Origin of the sequence: Brevibacillus agri, assembly GCF_004117055.1 — a bacterium.
Lineage (GTDB): Bacteria > Bacillota > Bacilli > Brevibacillales > Brevibacillaceae > Brevibacillus > Brevibacillus agri.
Map to the genome: position 1 here is coordinate 56,345 of NZ_CP026363.1, position 19,782 is coordinate 76,126.

20 protein-coding genes are annotated in these 19,782 nt (G+C 55.2%); 6 read left to right on the top strand and 14 right to left on the bottom strand.

Features of this window, described 5'->3' with window-relative positions; translation table 11 throughout:
• Positions 1 to 35 precede the first annotated feature (35 nt).
• Together BA6348_RS00290 and BA6348_RS27075 are read left to right on the top strand one after the other, a co-directional pair.
• A complete protein-coding gene (locus BA6348_RS00290; protein WP_122953217.1) occupies positions 36 to 341 on the top strand; it encodes a hypothetical protein in 306 nt (101 codons plus the stop codon).
• A 152-nt stretch (positions 342 to 493) separates the two neighbouring features.
• A complete protein-coding gene (locus tag BA6348_RS27075) occupies positions 494 to 583 on the top strand; it encodes a putative holin-like toxin (protein WP_221175370.1) in 90 nt (29 codons plus the stop codon).
• 374 nt (positions 584 to 957) lie between these two features.
• Here the strand turns inward: BA6348_RS27075 and pdxR are convergent, their stop codons facing one another.
• The 6 genes from pdxR to BA6348_RS00330 form a co-directional block, all read right to left on the bottom strand.
• Positions 958 to 2,337: a MocR-like pyridoxine biosynthesis transcription factor PdxR gene (gene pdxR, locus BA6348_RS00300; RefSeq protein ID WP_005835559.1), complete on the bottom strand. Its 1,380-nt coding sequence runs from the start codon at positions 2,335 to 2,337 to the stop codon at positions 958 to 960.
• Positions 2,338 to 2,406: 69 nt separating this feature from the next.
• Positions 2,407 to 3,510: an MFS transporter gene (locus tag BA6348_RS00305; RefSeq protein WP_174768829.1), complete on the bottom strand. Its 1,104-nt coding sequence runs from the start codon at positions 3,508 to 3,510 to the stop codon at positions 2,407 to 2,409.
• 12 nt (positions 3,511 to 3,522) lie between these two features.
• Positions 3,523 to 4,110, bottom strand: coding sequence for a TetR/AcrR family transcriptional regulator (locus BA6348_RS00310; RefSeq protein ID WP_007776816.1), 588 nt, complete (start codon positions 4,108 to 4,110; stop codon positions 3,523 to 3,525).
• 158 nt (positions 4,111 to 4,268) lie between these two features.
• Positions 4,269 to 5,297 carry an NADH:flavin oxidoreductase/NADH oxidase gene (locus BA6348_RS00315; protein ID WP_122953216.1) on the bottom strand — a complete coding sequence of 343 codons (1,029 nt, stop codon included), beginning with the start codon at positions 5,295 to 5,297 and terminating at the stop codon, positions 4,269 to 4,271.
• Between the two features lie 715 nt (positions 5,298 to 6,012).
• The gene (locus tag BA6348_RS00325) at positions 6,013 to 7,116 is read right to left on the bottom strand and encodes a citrate synthase/methylcitrate synthase (RefSeq protein WP_026558284.1); all 1,104 of its coding nucleotides are present in this window, start codon (positions 7,114 to 7,116) and stop codon (positions 6,013 to 6,015) included.
• 123 nt (positions 7,117 to 7,239) lie between these two features.
• Complete coding sequence (locus BA6348_RS00330; protein WP_005834015.1) at positions 7,240 to 8,157, bottom strand: LysR family transcriptional regulator; 918 nt, start codon at positions 8,155 to 8,157, stop codon at positions 7,240 to 7,242.
• 287 nt (positions 8,158 to 8,444) lie between these two features.
• Between BA6348_RS00330 and BA6348_RS00335 the strand changes: the two genes are divergently transcribed.
• Positions 8,445 to 10,091 carry a DUF6583 family protein gene (locus BA6348_RS00335; protein ID WP_005834013.1) on the top strand — a complete coding sequence of 549 codons (1,647 nt, stop codon included), beginning with the start codon at positions 8,445 to 8,447 and terminating at the stop codon, positions 10,089 to 10,091.
• Between the two features lie 53 nt (positions 10,092 to 10,144).
• On the opposite strand, the gene BA6348_RS00340 is transcribed toward BA6348_RS00335, so the two are convergent.
• The 3 genes from BA6348_RS00340 to BA6348_RS00350 all read right to left on the bottom strand — a co-directional run bounded on the left by BA6348_RS00340 (position 10,145) and on the right by BA6348_RS00350 (position 12,995).
• The gene (locus BA6348_RS00340; protein ID WP_237716571.1) at positions 10,145 to 10,591 is read right to left on the bottom strand and encodes a metal-dependent hydrolase; all 447 of its coding nucleotides are present in this window, start codon (positions 10,589 to 10,591) and stop codon (positions 10,145 to 10,147) included.
• Between the two features lie 51 nt (positions 10,592 to 10,642).
• A complete protein-coding gene (locus BA6348_RS00345; protein ID WP_005834010.1) occupies positions 10,643 to 11,005 on the bottom strand; it encodes a cupin domain-containing protein in 363 nt (120 codons plus the stop codon).
• 157 nt (positions 11,006 to 11,162) lie between these two features.
• Positions 11,163 to 12,995 carry an SgrR family transcriptional regulator gene (locus BA6348_RS00350; protein ID WP_007780927.1) on the bottom strand — a complete coding sequence of 611 codons (1,833 nt, stop codon included), beginning with the start codon at positions 12,993 to 12,995 and terminating at the stop codon, positions 11,163 to 11,165.
• A gap of 102 nt (positions 12,996 to 13,097) precedes the next feature.
• Between BA6348_RS00350 and BA6348_RS00355 the strand changes: the two genes are divergently transcribed.
• Positions 13,098 to 14,345 (top strand): MFS transporter, encoded by a 1,248-nt coding sequence (locus BA6348_RS00355; protein ID WP_025845763.1) that lies wholly within the window; start codon positions 13,098 to 13,100, stop codon positions 14,343 to 14,345.
• Between the two features lie 221 nt (positions 14,346 to 14,566).
• Here BA6348_RS00355 and BA6348_RS00360 read toward each other — a convergent pair whose 3' ends face one another.
• The 5 genes from BA6348_RS00360 to BA6348_RS00380 form a co-directional block, all read right to left on the bottom strand.
• Positions 14,567 to 16,255 carry a methyl-accepting chemotaxis protein gene (locus tag BA6348_RS00360; protein WP_122953215.1) on the bottom strand — a complete coding sequence of 563 codons (1,689 nt, stop codon included), beginning with the start codon at positions 16,253 to 16,255 and terminating at the stop codon, positions 14,567 to 14,569.
• A gap of 187 nt (positions 16,256 to 16,442) precedes the next feature.
• Positions 16,443 to 17,024, bottom strand: a complete 582-nt coding sequence (clpP, locus tag BA6348_RS00365) for an ATP-dependent Clp endopeptidase proteolytic subunit ClpP (protein WP_025845767.1) — start codon at positions 17,022 to 17,024, stop codon at positions 16,443 to 16,445.
• Positions 17,025 to 17,064: 40 nt separating this feature from the next.
• Positions 17,065 to 17,328, bottom strand: a complete 264-nt coding sequence (locus BA6348_RS00370) for a hypothetical protein (RefSeq protein WP_026558292.1) — start codon at positions 17,326 to 17,328, stop codon at positions 17,065 to 17,067.
• On the bottom strand, positions 17,325 to 17,918 hold the full coding sequence (locus tag BA6348_RS00375; protein ID WP_122953214.1) for a winged helix-turn-helix domain-containing protein: 594 nt from the start codon (positions 17,916 to 17,918) through the stop codon (positions 17,325 to 17,327). The genes BA6348_RS00370 and BA6348_RS00375 overlap by 4 nt, the downstream gene beginning before the upstream one ends.
• Before the next feature lie 156 nt (positions 17,919 to 18,074).
• Positions 18,075 to 18,842: an MBL fold metallo-hydrolase gene (locus BA6348_RS00380; protein WP_122953213.1), complete on the bottom strand. Its 768-nt coding sequence runs from the start codon at positions 18,840 to 18,842 to the stop codon at positions 18,075 to 18,077.
• 122 nt (positions 18,843 to 18,964) lie between these two features.
• On the opposite strand from BA6348_RS00380, the gene BA6348_RS00385 reads away from it, so the two are divergent.
• Positions 18,965 to 19,378, top strand: a complete 414-nt coding sequence (locus tag BA6348_RS00385; protein ID WP_122953212.1) for an Lrp/AsnC family transcriptional regulator — start codon at positions 18,965 to 18,967, stop codon at positions 19,376 to 19,378.
• 98 nt (positions 19,379 to 19,476) lie between these two features.
• Positions 19,477 to 19,764: a hypothetical protein gene (locus BA6348_RS00390; RefSeq protein ID WP_007780905.1), complete on the top strand. Its 288-nt coding sequence runs from the start codon at positions 19,477 to 19,479 to the stop codon at positions 19,762 to 19,764.
• The last annotated feature ends 18 nt before the right edge of the window (positions 19,765 to 19,782 follow it).

The window sequence follows — 19,782 nt, forward strand, 5'->3', positions numbered from 1 at the left end:
GTACCATGCGGAAAGGGAAAGGCAGGTGGTCATGCATGAAAAAGTATGTAGCCATGTGCTGTTTGTCAGTCGTATATACTTTTTTTGGAGAAATGCTCGTATTTTTGCTAGCCGATCCCCATGCCCTTGGCGATACTACTATTTATCACTTTTTGAAAAATGGTTATTACATCATGGGGTTTGTTATTGTCGTGTGGACTGTGAAAGTGATATATAGGAAAGGTTTTCATAGCAATAAAAAGGAGCTTGTACTCGATTATGCGATATATGCTGTGATGGTTATGTTGGCGTACACTTGCACAAATATTGTAATTGATACGTATTTTGCGCATTTGGTCTGATAATACTTGGGGCCAGTCTGGATCGCTCTTTGCCGCTGGCGGATTTCTTCTTTCAGCCGTTCAAAGCTGAGTTAGATGGTCGGCTCATCTCCCGCGTCGGAAACGGAAGGAGCGTGGGAGCGTGGCAAGTACTTCCTGAAACGCTTTCGCTCATGCTCCAGTTTGGCGGTTTTCTTGTCGGACTGTTGAGCCTTGTCGTAGCAATCGTCGTTGCCCTGACCAAACGAAATGACCGCCCTTAAAGCTTTGACAGGCTAAGGCGGTCATTTTGTCAGTCGTGCAATAAACTTGAGCCGATCCCCTGAAAGGGGCCGTCTTGTACTGCCGACATAGTGTTCCCGCACCGTGTCGGTTTCTTTTTAGTGTTCCCGTTGCATCAGTCGAAATACTGATAACTTTTCTATTTCCATCCTAGCACCCTTCCCGCTTCACTGACAACGGGCTTTGGAGATCGGCTGGCCTTTGAAGCAGATTGTCCCGTCCAGATCGAATATAAATCTCATCTCGTGTTTGTCCCCTTTGCTTTGTCGCTTTCTTGTCCATCATAGAGGGTCAAGGGCCACTGCTTGAAGGGACAGATGGAACAAGGTGAGCGGGACAGAAAAAAAGGGTACAGTCACCCGAACCAGGCAGAAGCGAGCAGGCGAATGCCTTCCTCGATCTCCTGCTCGCTCAAAGCGCCGTACCCAAGCAATACCGTCGCATACTGCCGCGTGTCATGCACCCAGTACCTTGCTGTTCCGTACACCTTCACGCCGCACCGCGCAGCACGCTCCATCCACTCCGCTTCGCTGCCCTTTTTCTGCACGGTCAAAAAAGCGTGCAGTCCCGTGTCCTTCCCTTCCACTTCCACGCGCTCGCCCATCCAGCGGGAGACGGCCTGAAGAAATGCCTTGCGCTTGTCAGCGTAGCTTTTGCGCATGGCCTGCACGTGCCTGTGCCAATAGCCGTCCGACAAATATGCAGCCAAAGTCAACTGATCGAGCCTGGAAACGGGTTGATCGTATTCCGGCACCCGCTGGTGAAAGCGCGCCAACAGCTCATACGGCAGGACGAGATAGCTGACGTTGCAGACAGGCAGCAGCGCTTTGGACAGGCGTCCGATGTAGACCACCTTTTGCGGAGACAGGCTCTGGATCGCGGGGAGAAAGCTTTCCTCGTACTTGAACTCCCACTCGTAGTCATCCTCCACGATATACGCCCGGGACTGCACCCATTCGCTCAACGCATGCCGTTTTTCGAGCGGCATGACCAGCTTGTGGATGAACTGCTGCGACGGACTCACGTACATGACATCGGCCCCGCTATCGACCAGCTCCTGCATAGAAACGCCGTCCGCCCCAAGGGATATGCCCCGCACCTGATAGCCGCCGTTTGCAAACGTGTTTCGCGCCCCGTCATAGCCGGGGTTTTCCACGCCGATGACCTGCTTTTCCCTGTCCAGCAACTGAACGAGAACCGACACAAGCTGCTGTGGAGTCGCGCCGACGATGATCTGCTCCGGCGCAGCCGCGACTTTGCGCGTCTCGTGCAGCAGCTTCACCAGCTCTTTGCGCAGGGCAAACTCGCCCTGTGGCTGCTCCTCGACCATATAGCGCTGCTGGTGGTCAGCGATTACGCGGTTGCGAAGTTTGTTCCACTGCTGAAACGAAAAACGCCCCAATTCGATATCGCCGTAGCGAAAATCTATGCGAATGTCCGCCGCTTGCGCTTCCCCCGGACTTGCGGCTGGCGTGATCGAAGGACGCTCTGCCTGATACACGACCTGGTAGCCTTTTTTCGGGATGCTCCTGGCGTAGCCTTCCGAGACGAGCAACTGGTATGCGACTTCCACCGTATTTTTGCTGACGCCAAGCGATTGCGCGCAACTGCGGATCGAAGGCAGAAATTCCTCGTCCTGCACATGGCCGTGCCTGATTTCGTCTTTTAGATAATGATAAATTTGCGTAAAAAGCGGTTCCTTTTCACGAAACCGGATGGCAGACAGCTCCCGCAAACCGCCTCCCCTTTTCCAGCCGTCCTTTTTTCCTTAGTCTACCATACTGGCCGTTTTGGGGGATTCGCTTCAACTGTTGGCCTGCAAGCCGGAGCTACGGGTTTTGCCGAAGCGGAAATAGTAGAACAGGAAAATCAGCGCGTGCAAAGCGGCAAGCACCAGGTAGATATTGCTGTAAACAAAGGCGGCCGCGTACGGGTTCACAGGATTCCACTGGGTCGTTGCGCCAAGATCAATCACTTTACTGTAAATCCCCGAAGCAATCCCCATGGAGATGAAGTTCAGCATCGAAAAAATCCCCATCCCTACTCCCGCCTGCTCCTTCGCCAAGGTTCCGGAAATCGAATTTGCCAGCGTAATTTGCATGAACGACTGGCCCACATTGCCAAAGATCAAAAAGCAGGCAATCCCGATGACTGCTATGCCCGTAAAAGTAGAGAGCAGTCCAAAGCAGACCAGCAGCAAGCCGGACGCCAGAAAAAACAGGTACGCGTTCCCTTTCCGGTCTGCGAGCTTCCCGCCCACTCTGCCGAGAAGCGCCGAGGCAACGGCTGCCGGGACCATGACAAAGCCGATCCAGTTTGTCGACAGCTCTTGCACGGACGAAAGCAGCAGCGGGCTGACGTAGTACAGCGCGATCCCCATTCCGTTGATAAGAACCGCGAGTACAAGTCCTGCCGTGTAGCGTTTGTTGGCAAAAATTTTCGGCTGCACAAACGGATCGGCAGCCCGGCGAATCCGCACGATGAACAGCGCCAGTGTAAGCAGGCTGCCAAGTAGGAACCACCACGTACCGTTCGTGACTCCAAGAAGCAACAGCGCGACCGAAACGCCGAGCAGAGCGCCGCCCAGCCAATCAAAAGACCCGCGCGAGAGCGTATCTTCCTCTGCCAAATATTTGCGGTAAAACGGCAGCGTCGCGAGAATCAAAAGCGGCACGGCGAACAGCCAGCGCCAATGCGCAAAGCTGACGATGAGCGCCGACAGCACAAGCCCAAGCGCCCCGCCGAGCGCCAGCCCGACTGCCGTCATGCCGAGGACAGAGCCACGCCTCTCTGGCGGGAAATAGCGAACGGGAATGAGCATCGCCGTAGCCGGAATGGCGGCCGCCCCTGCCGCCTGCAAAATTCTGCCGAAGAGCGCCAGCGCAAACGATTGCTGACTGACATTCACTTGATAAAAAAACTAGGGAGTCAACGCCCTAGCAAAAATCTCCACGCTTTCCGCGATAAGCGCCTCCAGCGAGACACCCGAAAAGTTGTCCGGCCCATCCAGATTGTTCATGAACGCTCCGAAGTTCATCATCATGAAAGCCGTTGCCTGTGCCTCCGGGTTGGTTCGAACCATTTTGCCCCTTTTGCCCATCTCTGCGAAGTAATTCGTCAACCAGGTCAAAAGCTGGCGGGGATGCTTTTGCGTGCGCTCGCGGAAGCCTGGCAGTTGTCCTTCGTCTTTGATGCTGATCCAGATCATTTTCCGGTTTCGGTTCATCAGCTCATGGTACGTCCGGCTGACCAAAAGCAGGTCTGCGCGCAAATCCCACACGAGCCGCTCCGCAAACAGCTTTGTCATTTCCTCCGTATAATGAAAACGGTCAAAAGCGCTCTCCAGCAGATTGCGCTTGCTGCCGAACTGGCGGAACAGCGTCTTTTCACTCAAACCTGCCGCTGCCGCGATTTCTTGCGTCGTGACGCCGTTATAGCCTTTTTCCGCGATAAGATCAATGGCTGCCATCATCAGTCGTTCACTGCTGCTGAGACGATTGCTGTCCATGCTTCCCTCATCCTCAAAAACGATTGTCAGTACTGACTGACATTTATCTTATACGTCTTTCCAGGTTGTGTAATCCCTGCACAAGAAAAAGGGCTTCCCCCCATGTCCGCCACATCGCGGCATGAAAGGTTGCCCCGCTTTCTTCTGAAAAATGTCATTTAGAACGCGCGCGCATACTGCTTGGGCGGCTGGGCTTCTTCAGCCGACAGCGCGTGGATTGCATGCAGCGCCCAGTACGGATCGCGCAGCATGCCGCGGCCTACTGCAACCAAATCCGTGTCGCCGTTGCCAATCACTGCTTCTGCCAGCTTCGGATCGTCGAGGTTCCCTACCGCGATGACCGGAACATCGAGCGCCTGCTTGATCGCCCGGGCAAGCGGAACCTGATAGCCAGGATGGATTCCCGGACGTCCGCCGGAGCCGATCGGGCCCTCGCCGCCACTCGACAGGTGGAAAATGTCAACGCCTGCTTCCTTGTATCTGCGGCACAGCTCTGTGCTGTAGTCCAGGCCGTATCCGCCATCTACGTATTCCACGGCAGAGACGCGCATGATGAGCGGCATGTCTGCTGGAATCACTTCTTTGATGGCGGCGATGACTTCCACGCCAAACAAAGCTTTGTCGCGTCCGTACTCATCTTCCCGCACGTTTGTCAGTGGGGAGTGGAACTGGTGGATCAAGTAGCCGTGAGCGCCGTGAATCTCGATCGTGTCCATGCCTGCTTCCACCGCGCGTCTTGCCGCTTCCTGAAACTTGACAACCATCGCTTTGACTTCTTCTGTGGTCAGTGCTCGCGGCGTTTTGTAGCGGGAGCCTGGAAACGCAATCGCGGATGCAGACACGGGAACTTCCGCGTCTTCCGCTTTGCGGCCCGCATGCCCGATCTGGATGCCGATTTTCGCGCCGTATTTGTGAACTTCCGAGACGATTCGCTGGTACGCGGGAATCTGCTCGTCGGACCACAGTCCGAGGTCGTAGTTGGAAATGCGGCCGTCCGGCTCTACGTCTGTCATCTCTACGATGATGAGGCCTGTGCCTCCTACCGCGCGGGACACGTAATGAACGAAGTGCCAGTCTGTCGGCGTACCGTCCTGCGCTTCCACGGAGTATTGGCACATCGGCGGCATGACTACGCGATTTTTCAAGGTCAATCCTTTGAACTGAAACGGGGTAGACAACAAAGCCATTTGTTCCACTCCTTACTTTTTTTCATTATCATGCCAAAAGTTAGCGTGCTCTGCAATCCCTTGGCTGCACTTTGGGGATTTTCTGGTGGGGCGGTTGGAAAAGGTCAGCATGGTTTGTTTTGTCGGTGCTTTTGTTGGGGGAAGGAATGAGACGAGATGGCTGGAGCTTCTTGGGATACCCGCTGGGGGTTAGACTGCCCGGTCGGTATCCCAAAGAGCTTTCGCGGATTTCTCCTCTTTCCTCGTCAGGAGCGAATGTGTTCGTCGATGGGTTACAAAAAGCAAGAAAAAAAGAATTGGTAGCGAATACTCGGAAGTCTATTGCCGATGCCGCTCGACCAGCCTTCCAGCTAAAAGCCAAAACACGCCTTTTATCATCTTCAACCTCGAACCAGCAACCTGCCCAGACTCCCTTCATTTAACGCGTTTTCCCTCCACCCATACGAAGCAGACAGCCCCAACTCCCTTACCGGAAGCCAAAGCACCTAAACCGTTTCCTCTTATTTTCTCCGTCCATCGCTACGACCACAATTAACCGTCAGCGCACGGTGTCTCGCTTACGAAAACTGCCGTCTTATCACCTCACCTGCACAAGCAAGCCCTGCCTGATCTGACCCGGCGTACAGCCTTGCCCCAACTCATTTCTGCAGCAAAAAAAGCCACCCGCGCCAACGGATAGCTTTTCTCCAAAACAAAAGACAAGACGCCTTCTCTATTATTCCGGCATGGTGCCGATGTAATTCGATTGAGGACGGATGATCCGGTTTTTCGCGGCTTGCTCCAAAATGTGAGCGGTCCAGCCAACCACGCGGCTGACGGCGAACGTCGGCGTGAACAGGTTGTCGTCCAGCCCTACCGCGCGCATCACTGCGGCGGCAAAGAACTCGACGTTTGTATTGAGCTTGCGGCCTGGCTTGTATTCTTCCAGCAGTTGCAGGCCGACCTTTTCTACGTGTGTCGCGAGGTCAAACCACGGATCGTTGGCCGACAGCTCGGAAGCGACGACGCGCAAAGCGGTTGCCCGCGGGTCGACGGTTTTGTAGACGCGGTGTCCGAATCCCATCAGGCGGCCGCCGTTTTCCAGCTTGTTGCGAATCCACGGCTCCGCGTTTTCCTTCGTGCCGATCGCTTCGATCATCTCGGTCACTTCGGACGGAGCGCCACCGTGCAGAGGACCTTTCAAGGTGCCGATGGCCGCCGTAACCGCAGAAATCAGGTCAGACTCTGTAGAGCTGACGACGCGGCCTGCGAAGGTAGAGGCATTCATGCCGTGCTCCTGCGTCAAAATCAGGTACGCATCCAGCGCCCGCACATGAGCCGGATTCGGCTTTTCCCCTTTTAACATGTACAGGTAGTTTGCCGTGTGATCCAGCTCCGGATTCGGGTCGAGCGGCTCGCGGCCTTCCAGACAGGCGAAGCGGTACGCGACAATCGTCGGCATTTTCGCTGCCAGCGCGATGACCTCATCAATGGTTGGCGGGAAGCCGTGGGAGGAACTGCCCAGAGCGGAAACACCCGTGCGCAGCACGCTCATCATATCGACATCTGCCGGAATCAGCTTCAGGATTCCTTTGACATGTTCCGGCAGTTCGCGGTTTGCTTTGAGCTTGTTCTTCAATTCTGTAAGCTCCTGCTCGCTTGGCATATGTCCGAACCAGAGCAGGTGTGCGACTTCTTCAAATGTGTGATGAATAGCGAGATCGCGTGCCCAATGCCCGCGGTAAACAAGCAGTCCGTTAATTCCATCGACCAGGCTCAGGTCTGTTTCTGCTACGGCGATTCCATCCAGACCAATTGCCAAAGGATGTTGTTTTGTCATGATCGCCACTCCTTTTTCATCTCTTTTCCCTCCAGTATATCGATTATCAATATGAAAGGGAAATAGAATTAAAACCCGCTATTAATCACATTTCGTAATCATTCGGGTTTACAGCAGCCCAAGCTATGCCTTGCTTCCTCCTTGCATGACCGGAGACATCGGCGGATACAGCGCCTGCAAAATCTCCATGAAGTGCTTCGCAGGCTCGCTGATCCCGGCTTTGGGCACGAGCAGGTAGGAGGCGACCTTTGGCAACACAAGTCCCGGCGTAGGCAGCTCGATAAAGCGATTTTCGAACAAATCCCGGCTCACGGCCGAACGTGGCAAAAAAGAGACGCCAAGCCCGTCTTCAATGAAGCGTTTGGTAATGTCCACCTGCGAGACAGCCATCGTGCGCAAGGCCAGCCCTCTCTGGCGCAAAAGCAGCAGCAGCTCGTCCCAGTAGCCCGGGTGATTGTGGGTCAGCAAACGGTTGGACTGCACCTCCTGCTCCCAATCGGGCAGCGGTGCGTCTATGTCCCCGCCGCTGTGCGGTACCGCAAATACAACCGGGTCCTCGTACAGCATGTACGTGTCCAACTGGAACTCTCCGGGCACCATCCGGGTCAGTCCCAGGTCTACTTGTCCACTCTGAACCAGCGGGCCGATCTCGACGGAGTCGGCAATTTTGATCGAGATGTCGACATCGGGATACTGCCTGGTAAAACGGTGAAGCAAATGGGAGAAGCGGGCACGGGCAATGATCGGCGAGACTGCCACCTGGAGCTTTTCCCGATACCCTTGGCGCCACGCCTGCAAATCCTCCATGCTGTGGTGCCACTGTTCCAAAAGCCCTTTTGCATGCGGCAGATAGCGCTTGCCTGCTGCCGTCAGCCGAACGCGCTTGCCGACGCGTTCAAACAGCTTGATCCCCAGCTCCTTTTCCAATTGCCGGATATGTTGGCTGACAGTGGGCTGAGCGATAAACAACGCCTCAGCCGTCTGATGAAAATTTTCGGTTGTAGCCGCCACCAGAAACGTTTGCAGCACGCGAAAGTCCACACGATCTCCTCCTATCCATCTCTTGTCTCTATAGCCCCCAAAAACCTGCTTGTACCATCCATTTTCGTCGATTCCCACCGAAAACGAAAGAAAGGATCAGACAAAACGGTCCCAGGGTGAATTTGCATAACAGCCTGCCCTATTTTTGGGTCTTTCTTCCTCTTTTTTGAAATATTTTACTGGAAATCACTTTCATCCATCCTCCTTATGGTACAATACAAAATCGAGTGCGAAAAACCATTTGCATTCGCACGCCAAAGAGAGATAGTCACAAAGGGGAGGAACTCATGGAAACCACAACAAACGTGAACCCGCCACGCAAAAGCTTGAAAAAGCCGCTGTTAATTGCCGGAGCGGCTGCTGTCGTAATTTTGGGCGGGCTTGGAACAGCCTACGCCAAATTCGACTTGTTCAAAAGCGCGAAAACGATCTACCTGCAATCCGAAGCTGAGAGCATGCTGAAGTTCTCATCTGACATGTCCAAGGCTTATGGGGAATACGAAGACTACATGAAGCCATATCTGGAAAAACCTGTCCACTCCACTACGGAGCTGTCTGACATTACAGTAGATGCTGCCCTCCCGGACCCGCAAGCCCAGAAGGTACTCGAACTGTTGAAAAGTGCAAAAATTGTGATGCAAAGCAACATCGACGAGCAAAAAAACCAGCAGCAAGGCAACTTCGAAGTCCATCTCAAGGACAAGAAGCTGGCTACTATTGAATATTTCCTGAACGACACCCAGTTCGGTTTCCGTCTGCCTGAGTTTTACTCCAAGTATGGCTATATGGATTTGAAAGACCGCGATGCGCTCAACCAAAAGTTCGGCCAAGAGCTGCCGAAGCGCTTCCTCACTTATCGTGACCTGATGGAAGCTGTCCGCATCAGCCAGGATGAAGTGAAAAGCACGCTGACGCCTTACGCGATGCTGTACGCGGAATCGATCAAGGACAGCCAGGTGACCATCAACAAGGACGCTTCCTTCACGGAAGAAGGCTTCAAGGAAAGCGCGCGTGAAATCACCGTAACCTTTACCGAAGAAGAAGCGAAAGCCCTCGCAACGAAGCTCGCGGAGAAGGCAAAAGCGGACCAAAAGCTGTTTGACCTGATCTACACCCGCTACCACAATGTTTCGACATTGATGGCTGACAGCGGCTACGCCGTAGAGGAAATTTCTAAGGAAGAATTCAAGAAAAACTACGACCAAGGCTTCGACGACTTGCTGAAAGACATCAACGACTCCACTACAGAAAGCAAGGAACAGCTCAAAATGGTCGTGCTCGTAGACGGCGATCACCAAATTCTGTCCCGCAAGCTGATGTTTACCGGGAAAGACAACAAGGAAGAGCAACTGTTCTTCAGCGGCATCGCTTACCAAAAAGGCGCAGACAGATTCTATCGCTACGCCCTGCACAATCCGGAAGACCCGAAAAACGGCGAGCTGTCCTACACGTACAAAGCGACCGAGCAAAACGGCAAAACAAACGGCAAGCTGAGCGTGATGGTCAAAGACAACGAGCAGCCTGCTCTGGATCTGGCTACCACGTTCGAATCCGTGAAGGAAGGCCAAAAAGTAACAGGCAAATACGACTTCGCTCTCGTCGTAGCGGATGAATACTCCGAGCCAGTCGCTTTGAACGGGAACATCACTGTATCCGAAACGACGACAGACAACGGCCGCGATTCCGATGGCAGCGTGAAAATCAACTTCGACAATCCGACTCCTGACATGCCAAAAGGATTCAGCCTGAAAGTGAAGTCCAAGCAAGAATTCGGAAAAGCGCTGGAGATTCCGGCGATGACGGCTGATAATGCCATCAACCTCGCAAACCTTACCGACGAGCAAATGATGGAAATTCAGCAGGAAGCAGGAACCGCAGCGCAAAAATTCATGCAGGAAAACGCCGAGCTGGTGCAGCAATTCATGATGCCGTAAGCCGCGCACCTGCGATAAGCAAAGAACCCTGTCCACAAGGCAGGGTTTTTTTTCTACCGATATCCCATGTAGATGATGAATCCGATCGCCGCGTAAAAGACGAGCCGGTCTACCGTGCGATAGAGCGTCTTCGACAGCCGCAGGCCGATCCACCCCGTCCGCAGCGGCCAAAAAAGCTGAATACGCCCCACCAGCATATCGCTGACCAGATGCGACAGCACCCCCCAGAGAGCAGCCCAGCCCGCTGGCGTATCGCCCCAAAAAAGGGCCGGCAGCAGCAGGATGACCCAGGAATGAGTGATCGTCCGGTGGCCCAGTCCTCTTTGCAGCATTTTCGAAAAAGGGCCGAAAAGATGCCCCAGCTTGCTTCGCGCCTGATCGATATCCGGCACCAGCGCCATCGTGGCTCCAATCACGCTGCCCTCCCAGGAGGGGTACGCCCAGTAGCCCGCGATTGCGCCCAGAAGCATGTGTGTCTTCCACGTCATTTGCTGTTTCACACCGACTTTCCAAGATGTTCTCGTTCGCTTTTGCCCAGTTGGCGTGAAGAGCTATGCTTCCAAGAGCGGCATGAAACTTTGCGGATCGAGCCGCTCGCCTTCGATGACGATCGCCGTCATGCCGGACTCGGTTCCCGATTCGTGCCCTTCTCCCGTCTCCCAAAAAGCCGCCTGTCCCGCCTGAATCGGAATGCGCTGGTCATCCTCTCCCCGCACCCAGCCTTCTCCGCTGACCACGAGAAAAAGCTGCGGGCAAACAGCCGGATGGTAGCCCACTACTCCGCCAGCCTGCAGATGAATGCAGCCGATGGACACTGGCTCGTCTGTGCGCACGATACGGGAAAACACAGCGCTGACAGAATCAAAACGTTCGATCTCCTTGCCTGCCTGTCTGTCGAACCGGAAACGCTTCATAGCCTCTCCCCCAGCTTTTGTCATTGAACCCCTATCTTAGCGCAATTGCCGCCTCGCGGACAGACTCGGATTTCCCTCAGCTTTATGTTATAATAGAAGCAGGAGGAACTAGCCAATACACCTCCTCTTTTTTATGCCCGCGCGCATGCGTGTTCCGTCAATCTGTACCGGCAGCATGCTCCTGTTTGAACCAGATGTCTTTGTAGTTGGCCTGTCCGAGCGCATTCAGCGAGACTCCGGCAAGCGCCGAGTTGTAGACCGAATGCTGCCGCGTATGGTACAGGTACAAGAGAGCCGATTGCTGTTCGAGCAACTGCTCGATATCGCGCAGCCTCCTTTGCTGGCACTCCCCGGACTGCTCCTCCATCAACTGCTCCAGCTCGCGGTCGATTTGCTCGCGCAAGGCCGGACTCCACAGTTGACGCACAAAGCTGATATCCGAACGGAAAAACTCGACCATGCCCAAAATCCACTGTTCATCAAAAACTTCGCCCGCCAAAACGAGATCGGCTTGCCGCAACACGTCCGGCTTTTTCAACTCCTCGATCGGCACGACAGTCACCTCTACATCCACGCCGCATTCCGCCAAATGCCGCTGTACCCACTCCGCGTTGTTTTCGTTTCCCGCTCCTTCGTATGTAAACAGCTTCAAGCACTCTCCGCGGTAGCCGCTTTGCATGACGGCAGTCCGTTTTTTCTCGCAGCTCTGCTCGGCTAACGCTGGCTCCACTCCGGCGACCTCGGGGAAAAAGCTGAAGGCACGCCCGTAACGATTTCCGCGCAGCTCCGCGATCATTTGCTTGCGCGAAAGGATGCGATCGAGCGCCTGGCGGAAAGCGGGAATTTGCTGCGGTCCTTGCCGATTCAGGTTAAAGGCGAGATAAGTCGCTCCCCGCTCTACCTGCTTCAGCTCCTGCCATCTGCCCAGCGGCTTCGGCATGCTCCACGCTGTCTGGAAGTGCACCTCTTTCGCTGTGGCGAAAAATTTTTCGCTGCGCTTGTCGAATGGCGGCACCACCCAGATTTCCACCCGATCCAAATGGGCCCTCCCGAGAAAATAAGTCGGAAATGCCTCCAGCACAAACATCTGCTCGTCGTTTTCCACCAGGCGAAAAGGCCCGCTCCCGACTGGCAGACGGCTGTACTCTTCCCCTTTTTGCTGCACCACGTCCCAAGGAACGATGGACAGCCGATCCGAGGCCAAATAGGCGGGCAGCAAACAGTTTGGGCGGCGCAGCTCGATTTGCAGTACGGTGTCCCGCAGCGCAGTCATGCGCACGACATCCTGCAGCATCCACCAATACGGCGATTTCGTCTTTGGGTCAGCTACCCGCTCCAGCGTCCAGATCACATCATGAGCCGTAAGCTCGCGCCCGTGATGGAAAGACACGCCTTTTCGCAAATAAAACGTCCAGCTCGTCCCGTCCTCATTCGTCTCCCAGTAATGGGCCAGGTGCGGCTTGTACGTGTTTTGCTTCTCGTCGTACCGAATGAGCGTATCGAAAATTTGCCTGACCATGTGCGATTCGGTCCGTCGGTTGACAAACGCCGGGTCGAGAAAAGGAATTGTCCGGTAAAAGGCCATGCGCAGCGTGTCCAATGTGCGCGTTTCCACTGTTTGACTGCGAAAGCCAAACTGACCGGAGAGCCAGTCGAAAAAGCGTTCCCTGCCCCTTGCAGACAGCTCCGACTCATGGAGAAGCTGCATGGCCCGCTCCAGGTCGCCGTGCTGGATATGCGCCTTGGCGAGCGGGATGACGATCTGCTCCGCACTGCGCACGAAGACGAGCCGCGATCCTCGCCCGCGCCCCCGGCCCGGCATCCACTCAATCCAGCCTTGCTCCGAGAATTGCTTCAAAATGTTTTTGACATTGCGAACCGTACAGCAAAAAATCTCGGCCAACTCGCTCAACGTAATCTCCAGCGCCTCGCCCTCCGGCCTGTCGGCAAAATGCTGGCGCAAGCGCAAGTAATGATAAACAATCTGCATCGTCCGCTCACTCTTTTCGTTAAAAGGGGAACTTGTTCTCTTATTACTCTACCCTTTTTCTTCCCCTTTTTCCAACTACAATGGAGTACAAAGAGGGGGGTTATGATGTCCATGCTGGTCAGCCAAACAAAACCGAAGGCCAATCCGCAATCGCCGCAGAGCGCCTCGCTCTGGCGCAACCGGCCGTTTCTCGTCCTGTTTTGCACCTCGACTTTGCTCGCTTGCGGCAGCAAAGTGTACGAACTCGCCTTGCCGCTTATTTTGTACGACATGACCCAGTCACCCGTAGCGATGACGACGATGAAAAGCATCGAGTTTTTGCCCAATTTGCTGCTCGCCATGTTCATTGGCGTATGGGTCGACCGCTTTTCCAAAAAGCGCTGGTCGCAATGGATGGTGTTCGGGCAAATGGTGCTGCTGTTTTTGCTGTACGGCTTGTCAGCGGCGGGCCAGGCCCAGATCATGCACTACTACGTGGCCGGATTTTTGCTGATGGCCCTGCACTACGGCTTTCAAAATGCCCGGGTCAGCATGCTCAAGCAGGTTGTCCCCACACCGCTGCTCACCTCGGCAAACGCCCGCTTTTCCTTCATGACTACGTTCATCGAGATCATGGGTCCGGCGCTCACGGGCTTTATCCTGCTGCTCGCCAGCCTGCACGCGGGTTTGTTGATTACAGGCTTCGCCTATTTGCTGGCTTTTGTCGCCATCTCGTTTCTGGAAAAGACCGATACGCCCCCGGCGCCAAAAACAGGCTTCTGGCAGGAGCTGAAGGCCGGCTGGATCGAGCTTTTGCGCAATCAGGCGCTGTGGCGCATCAGCCTGCTCGTCATTTTTCTCAACGCGACTTCCGGCATGTACGACGCGATGATTATTTTCTTTGCCAAAGACCAGTTGCGGCTGGACACGTCTACGCTCGGGCTGGTTCTGTCCGCGGCCGGTCTCGGCGGCCTTGTTGGCAGCTCGGCGGTAGCCTCCCTGCGGCGGCGCTTTCCGATTGGGCAGTTGATGGGCACGACGATTTTGTTGCTCGGCTTCTCCTACCTGCTCATGGTTTTTGCCAGCAGTACGTGGTTGCTCTGTCTGTCGCTGTTTCTCACCGGGCTGATTTCTACCGTTGAAAATGTGTGCATCTGGACGTTTCGCCAGGAGACTACCCCGGCCCATTTGATCGGGCGGATCAGCGGCATTACCGGCTCCATCTTCAAGCTGGGCATCGTCTTTTCCATCTACGGCTCCGGCTTCATGACGGTATCGTTCGGCCCGTGGGCGGTATTTCTCGCCGCAGCCGTCGGCAATGGGCTGATTTTTTTGCTCTATCGCAAGCTCGCCCTGTGGCGGCTGGCATGATTGCGGGCAGCGAGGCTCAGGGGGGTGGGGGTGCTTTCCGGCTTTCTTGGCTGGCTCGGCCCTCTCCGCTGGCCCAACTCTATCAGCTTGCCCCGCCCCCTCAGCTTACCCGACTCTCTCCGCTGTCCCGGCTCCCTCGTCGTCTTGCCCGTCAAAAAAGCCACCCGCAGGTTGTTCACGCCTGCAAGTGGCTTTTCCGCTTTCCAGCTACTCCCTTATCCTCACGCCTTGAAACGGCTGATTAACTTCTCCAAATCCTCTGCGAGATTGGCCAGCGAGGCCGCCGAAGAGTGGATTTCCTGCATGGAGGCCAACTGCTGTTCGGTGGCGGCGGACACATCCAGCGTCCGTGTCACGGCCGTTTGCGTGACGGAGGCGATCAGTTCCATCGACGACGCGACTTTTCCTGTGCTCTCGGTCAGGACGCGGGAAGCGGCCGAGACATTTTCCACGTCGTTTGCCACGCCGACAACGGCATCGCGAATATGCGAAAAGACTTCGCCTGCCTGCGCTACGCCCTCCATCCCGGCCGCCACTTCTTGCGAGCCTTTTTGCATGGACGAGACTGCTTCGAGCGTCTCTGCGCGTATGGCCGTAACCAGTTGCGTGATCTCCTGAGCGGACGCGGAAGCCTGCTCGGCCAGCTTTCGCACTTCATCGGCGACAACCGCAAAGCCTCTGCCCTGCTCACCCGCCCGTGCCGCCTCGATCGCGGCATTGAGCGCCAGCAGGTTCGTCTGACCAGCGATTTGCGTGATGACCTCGACAATTTGCCCGATTTGCTCGGAACGGCTTCCCAGTCCGCTGACTGCATGCGCAAGCTGCTCCATAGTCTCGCCTACGCCATTCATCTGCTCCACCGCAAGCTGAACCGTCCGGGTTCCGCCAGTAGCCAGCTCTGAGGCGTTCATCGCGGCAGCGGAAACGTTTTGGGCGCGGGCGGCAATACGCTCGATGCCCGCAGCCATTTCCTGCACTTCCTTGTCGCCCTCTTCTACTTGATGCGACTGTGTGTCCGCACCTGCTGCCATTTCCTGAATCGTTTCTGCGATCTGCTCGGTCGCTTTGCTCGTCTGCTCCGAGCTGGCCGTCAACTGCTCTGCCGCCGCCGCTACCTGCTGGGCGTGCCCGCGAATGAGCGAAACGAGCTGGCGCAGATTCGCCAGCATCCGATTGAACGACGCAGCTAACTGTCCGATCTCATCGTTGGATGATACCGTAAGCTCATGGGTCAGGTCGCCTTCTCCGTCCGCTATGGCCGCAAGCTGGGCATTCACCCGGTTCAGCGGACGAATGATCGCCCGAACCAGCAGTCCCCCGATTACGAAAGCGATGAGAAAGCCCGCGACACTAAACGCAATCTGAATGTTCACAGACACAGCTTCCTGCGCTGCCAGCTCCTGCGTGTCCGCCTCTTTTTCCTGGCGCACGTCCTCCATCAGTCCGCTCACCGTCGAGTCGAGCGTCTTCCGCGATTGGCGCTCGATGCCGAAATGATGGCTCAGCGCCTCTTCCCGCTTGCCTTGGTCAAGCGCTTCTACCGCTTTGTTGCTCGCCGCCAAATATGCCTCGTATAGCTGCTGCGCTTTTTGCAGCGTCTCTTTTTGCTTGGCGGTAATGTCCTCATACTCGTTCATTTTTTGGAACAAGGCTTCCACTTTGCCCGCCTTTTCCTTCAGTTCCTCGCGAAATTCCTCGTCTCCGGTGAGCAAATACCCGCGCTCGTCATTGTTTCGGCCCGTGATCGTAAACTGCATCTCCCGCAAGTCGGTCAAAAGGTCCCCGTCATCGAGCATTTCTTCATAAGCAGCTTTCAATGTTTTCGTATGAATATACATATATGTACCTGAGCTAAACATGATGGCCAAAATCACGCCAAAAGCGAGAATAAATTTCGTTCTAATCTTCATCAGAGCGCCTCTTTCTGTCGAAATAAACAAATTTATGTCGAAAATACTCGGCTGCCACCCTTTTTCTTTCCCCGTCGCCATCGGCCCTAAACTAGTCGGAAAATTCATGCACCATTGCTTGCCAAAAAGAAAAAGCACCCGCGGAGCAGTCCGTGGATGCGTTGCAAGCATATGATCTTTTTATCGGCTACAGCTTTTCGATTACTTTATCAATCAAGCCGTATTCAAGCGCTTCGGCTGCCGACATGAAGTAGTCGCGGTCGGCATCTTTTTCGATTTTCTCGACTGGCTTGCCTGTACGCTCCGAGATAATCGAGTAGAGCATGCTGCGATGCTTGAGGATTCGCTCTGCGGCGATCTTGATGTCGCTCGCCTGCCCCTGGCTGCCGCCCCACGGCTGATGAATCATGACTTCCGCGTTTGGCAGGGCGTAGCGTTTGCCCGGCGCTCCCGCTACCAGCAGCATCGCGCCCATGGAGGCCGCCATTCCCGTGCAAATTGTGGACACGTCCGGGGCGACGAACTGCATCGTGTCGATGATCGCCATTCCCGCTGTCACCGAGCCGCCAGGCGAGTTGATGTACAGATGGATGTCTTTTTTCGGGTCTTCCGCCGCAAGAAACAGCAGTTGGGCCACCACCGCATTCGCAACCTGGTCGTCAATGGCGCTGCCCAGAAAAATGATGCGGTCTTTCAGCAAACGGGAGTAAATATCGTACGAACGCTCTCCATAACTCGTCTGCTCCACCACTACCGGAATCAGATTCATGCAAAACCCTCCTTTATTATTTGTTCACGGATGGAATGGATTACGCTGCCAGCCTCATGCTGTTGGCCTGTGGCGTCGCAACAGCCGCCTTGCTTTTGCCAAACCCGGAGGAGACTTGCGTGACGATAGCCGGGTTGTCGCTTGGCCCCACTGTCCACGCGGTCACAGCGGCTTCCCTGTCGACAGCGTCGCTGCCGCCGTCTCTCGCAGGCAGCGCAATGACATTGCCCCGCTTTGATTCGGTCCGACTTTCCCACACGACGACTGGCCTTGGTTGGCCTGCTGCTTTGGCTTCAGCCTTCATGACTGATCGCCTCCTTCTTTTGGATAAACCGCGAGAATGACCTGATACGTCTCCTGCCCCTGCGCTGCTGTCTGATACTTTTTGACCAACTGATTCACCAACTGCACGTATTCCTCGACAAAAGCGCTCCGCTCCTCCGCGCTGGCGAGGCGAATGCTGGTATCGAGTGTGGCACTCGGAATTTCTTTTTCCTGATCCGAGCGCTCCAGCAAGAACAGGGCATCGCGCTTGATCCGCTCCGCCGTATGGATCAAATGCGACAAAGCCCCCTGGTCCTTCATCTGCTGCACCGTGTCGTTCGCCCAGTTCAGCCCTTCGGAGAGCACGTAAGTCCGGGCGATTGCCAAATACAGCACCTCGACCAGATTGCGGACTTGCCGACTTCCCACCCGTCTGACCAGCCCGACTTTTTCCAAAGCCTTCAGGTGATAATTGACGCGCTGTGGAATCTCGTTGATTCCCCGCGCCACTTCTGCCGCTGAAGCAGGCTCCACCAGTCGGCTCAAAATCTCCGCCCTGAGCGGATTCAACAGCGCCATCGCCTGCTCCGGCGTCTCGACAACATACGTTTCAAGCTGTTCGTGCGCCACAACAACACCTCATGACATTAATCATTTACGTAAAAACAGTTTATTACGTGAGATTCGATTTGTCAAATGCTGGACCAGCCCGAAAAATGACCGTACGAAAAAAAGCAGCTCCGCCCGTTCGCGAAGCTGCTGTATCTGTCTTTTTCCGTCGGGATTTTACCGGGGAGCAGGGTAGGCGATTCTCTCTCCATCTGCGGGTATCCGCACGCGGTCCTGAAGCTTTCTTTTCGCCAAAAACTTATGCAGCTCGGCGCGTGACAACAGGCAGTGATTCCACGTCTCCATGTGCGCAACGAACAGGTGGCTGTCCGGTGCGGCGGCCGCTACAAGAGCGATGTCCTCCCCCGTCATGGTGATCGGATCACCTGCCAAAAACTGGGCCGCTCCGGCAAACACGACAATCACGTCGGGAGCAAACCGCCCGATGGCCTCCTCCACCTCGGCACACCAGACCGTATCCCCTGCCACGTACAGCGTCGGCACGCCAGGTGCCTGCAACACAAAGCCGGACACTGGCCCCATCTGTTTCCCGATCTCGCCTGTCCCGTGCCTTCCGCCTGTGCGGTAGAGGCGAATTCCTTGCCATTCCTGCTCGCTTTCGATCGCGTTTACATGGGAAAAGCCCTCCTGGTGCAGCATGTCCGCATCCGGCGGCTGGCAAAAAACAGGCAGGTCGGCGGGCAGCAAGCGGAGTGCTTTTTCGTCCAGATGATCTCTGTGCGTATGCGTCACCAAAACCGCCTCCACACCATCCAGCACTTCTTCCGTGGAAAAAGGCAGCTCCACCAGCGGATTCGCTCGCTGATTCGGCGTATTTGGCACAGCAGACAGCTCCCCCGCCGCGCTGAACATCGGGTCGATCAAAAACGTGCGGCCGCCGTAGGTCACTTTGAGCGTAGCATGTCGAACAAGTTGGATGTGCATGTCTTCTCTTTCCTCCAATCGCAGGCGTATAATCGTGGTAACTTGCTTTTATTGTAAAAGACGCACGCAGGTAGCCGCGAAACAAATCCGGCGCCTCACTTTCACCGCGAAAGGAGATTTTCATGCTCGACCAAACCGACCATGCCATTCTGGCTTTGCTGCGTCAAAACAGCCGTCTTTTATGGAAAGACATCGGCGAGCAGGTCCATCTGAGCGGGCAAGCCGTCGGCAACCGGATCAGAAGACTGGAGGAGCAAGGCGTCATTATCGGCTACACGACCATCGTCGACGAGGCCAAGCTGACTCCTTCGCTCACCGCGATGGTCACGATGTTCATGAAGACGACCGACCATTCGAGCTTTGCCCGCTTCGTCGCAAGCCGCAGCGAAGTCATCGAAGCTCATCGCATTAGCGGGGACGGCTGCTACACGCTGAAAATCAACGTCGCGGACCACACCGCCTTAAACCGCTTTTTGGACGACCTCCTGCCCTTTGGCAACTACCGCGTCAACCTGTCTATCGGCCAACTCAAATAGTGCAGCGATTCCGACCAGAAGCAATCTCCCTTCTTTTACGTATTGCCTGATGATGTGAACAAGAGTAGAATGATGGGTACGAAAGGAGGGGAATCGCCATGGAAGATATGCTGTTGCTGCTTTCGCTGGAGGATTTCTTCGCCTTGCTCGCCCTTTTTGTGGGCTGCTTTACGTCTGCTTTTTGTCTCAGACGTTGTCATCGCCCGCAAATACAGGCGTTTCGTTGGAGTTCCAGTGACACCTATCGACCTTCCATCAATCCTTGCCTGGTTGAGACTTATCCGATGGCAGCAAGGCAACCGCTGCGCTTCCGCATGCTCCGGCGCGCGCGGCATGCGAATGGCGACAAGGATACATACCGCTCCCTTTTGGATCTGGCTGTTTGAACAAAATCCAAAAGGAGG

Coding starts and splice junctions, on each gene's coding strand:
- BA6348_RS00360 (WP_122953215.1), bottom strand. CDS start 16,255: ATGAAGATTAGAACGAAATTTATTCTCGCTTTTGGCGTGATTTTGGCC.
- BA6348_RS00385 (WP_122953212.1), top strand. CDS start 18,965: ATGCTCGACCAAACCGACCATGCCATTCTGGCTTTGCTGCGTCAAAAC.
- BA6348_RS00325 (WP_026558284.1), bottom strand. CDS start 7,116: ATGACAAAACAACATCCTTTGGCAATTGGTCTGGATGGAATCGCCGTA.
- BA6348_RS00310 (WP_007776816.1), bottom strand. CDS start 4,110: ATGGACAGCAATCGTCTCAGCAGCAGTGAACGACTGATGATGGCAGCC.
- BA6348_RS00290 (WP_122953217.1), top strand. CDS start 36: ATGAAAAAGTATGTAGCCATGTGCTGTTTGTCAGTCGTATATACTTTT.
- BA6348_RS00390 (WP_007780905.1), top strand. CDS start 19,477: ATGGAAGATATGCTGTTGCTGCTTTCGCTGGAGGATTTCTTCGCCTTG.
- BA6348_RS00335 (WP_005834013.1), top strand. CDS start 8,445: ATGGAAACCACAACAAACGTGAACCCGCCACGCAAAAGCTTGAAAAAG.
- clpP (WP_025845767.1), bottom strand. CDS start 17,024: ATGAATCTGATTCCGGTAGTGGTGGAGCAGACGAGTTATGGAGAGCGT.
- BA6348_RS00315 (WP_122953216.1), bottom strand. CDS start 5,297: ATGGCTTTGTTGTCTACCCCGTTTCAGTTCAAAGGATTGACCTTGAAA.
- BA6348_RS27075 (WP_221175370.1), top strand. CDS start 494: ATGCTCCAGTTTGGCGGTTTTCTTGTCGGACTGTTGAGCCTTGTCGTA.
- BA6348_RS00355 (WP_025845763.1), top strand. CDS start 13,098: ATGATGTCCATGCTGGTCAGCCAAACAAAACCGAAGGCCAATCCGCAA.
- BA6348_RS00370 (WP_026558292.1), bottom strand. CDS start 17,328: ATGAAGGCTGAAGCCAAAGCAGCAGGCCAACCAAGGCCAGTCGTCGTG.
- BA6348_RS00345 (WP_005834010.1), bottom strand. CDS start 11,005: ATGAAGCGTTTCCGGTTCGACAGACAGGCAGGCAAGGAGATCGAACGT.
- BA6348_RS00380 (WP_122953213.1), bottom strand. CDS start 18,842: ATGCACATCCAACTTGTTCGACATGCTACGCTCAAAGTGACCTACGGC.
- BA6348_RS00350 (WP_007780927.1), bottom strand. CDS start 12,995: ATGCAGATTGTTTATCATTACTTGCGCTTGCGCCAGCATTTTGCCGAC.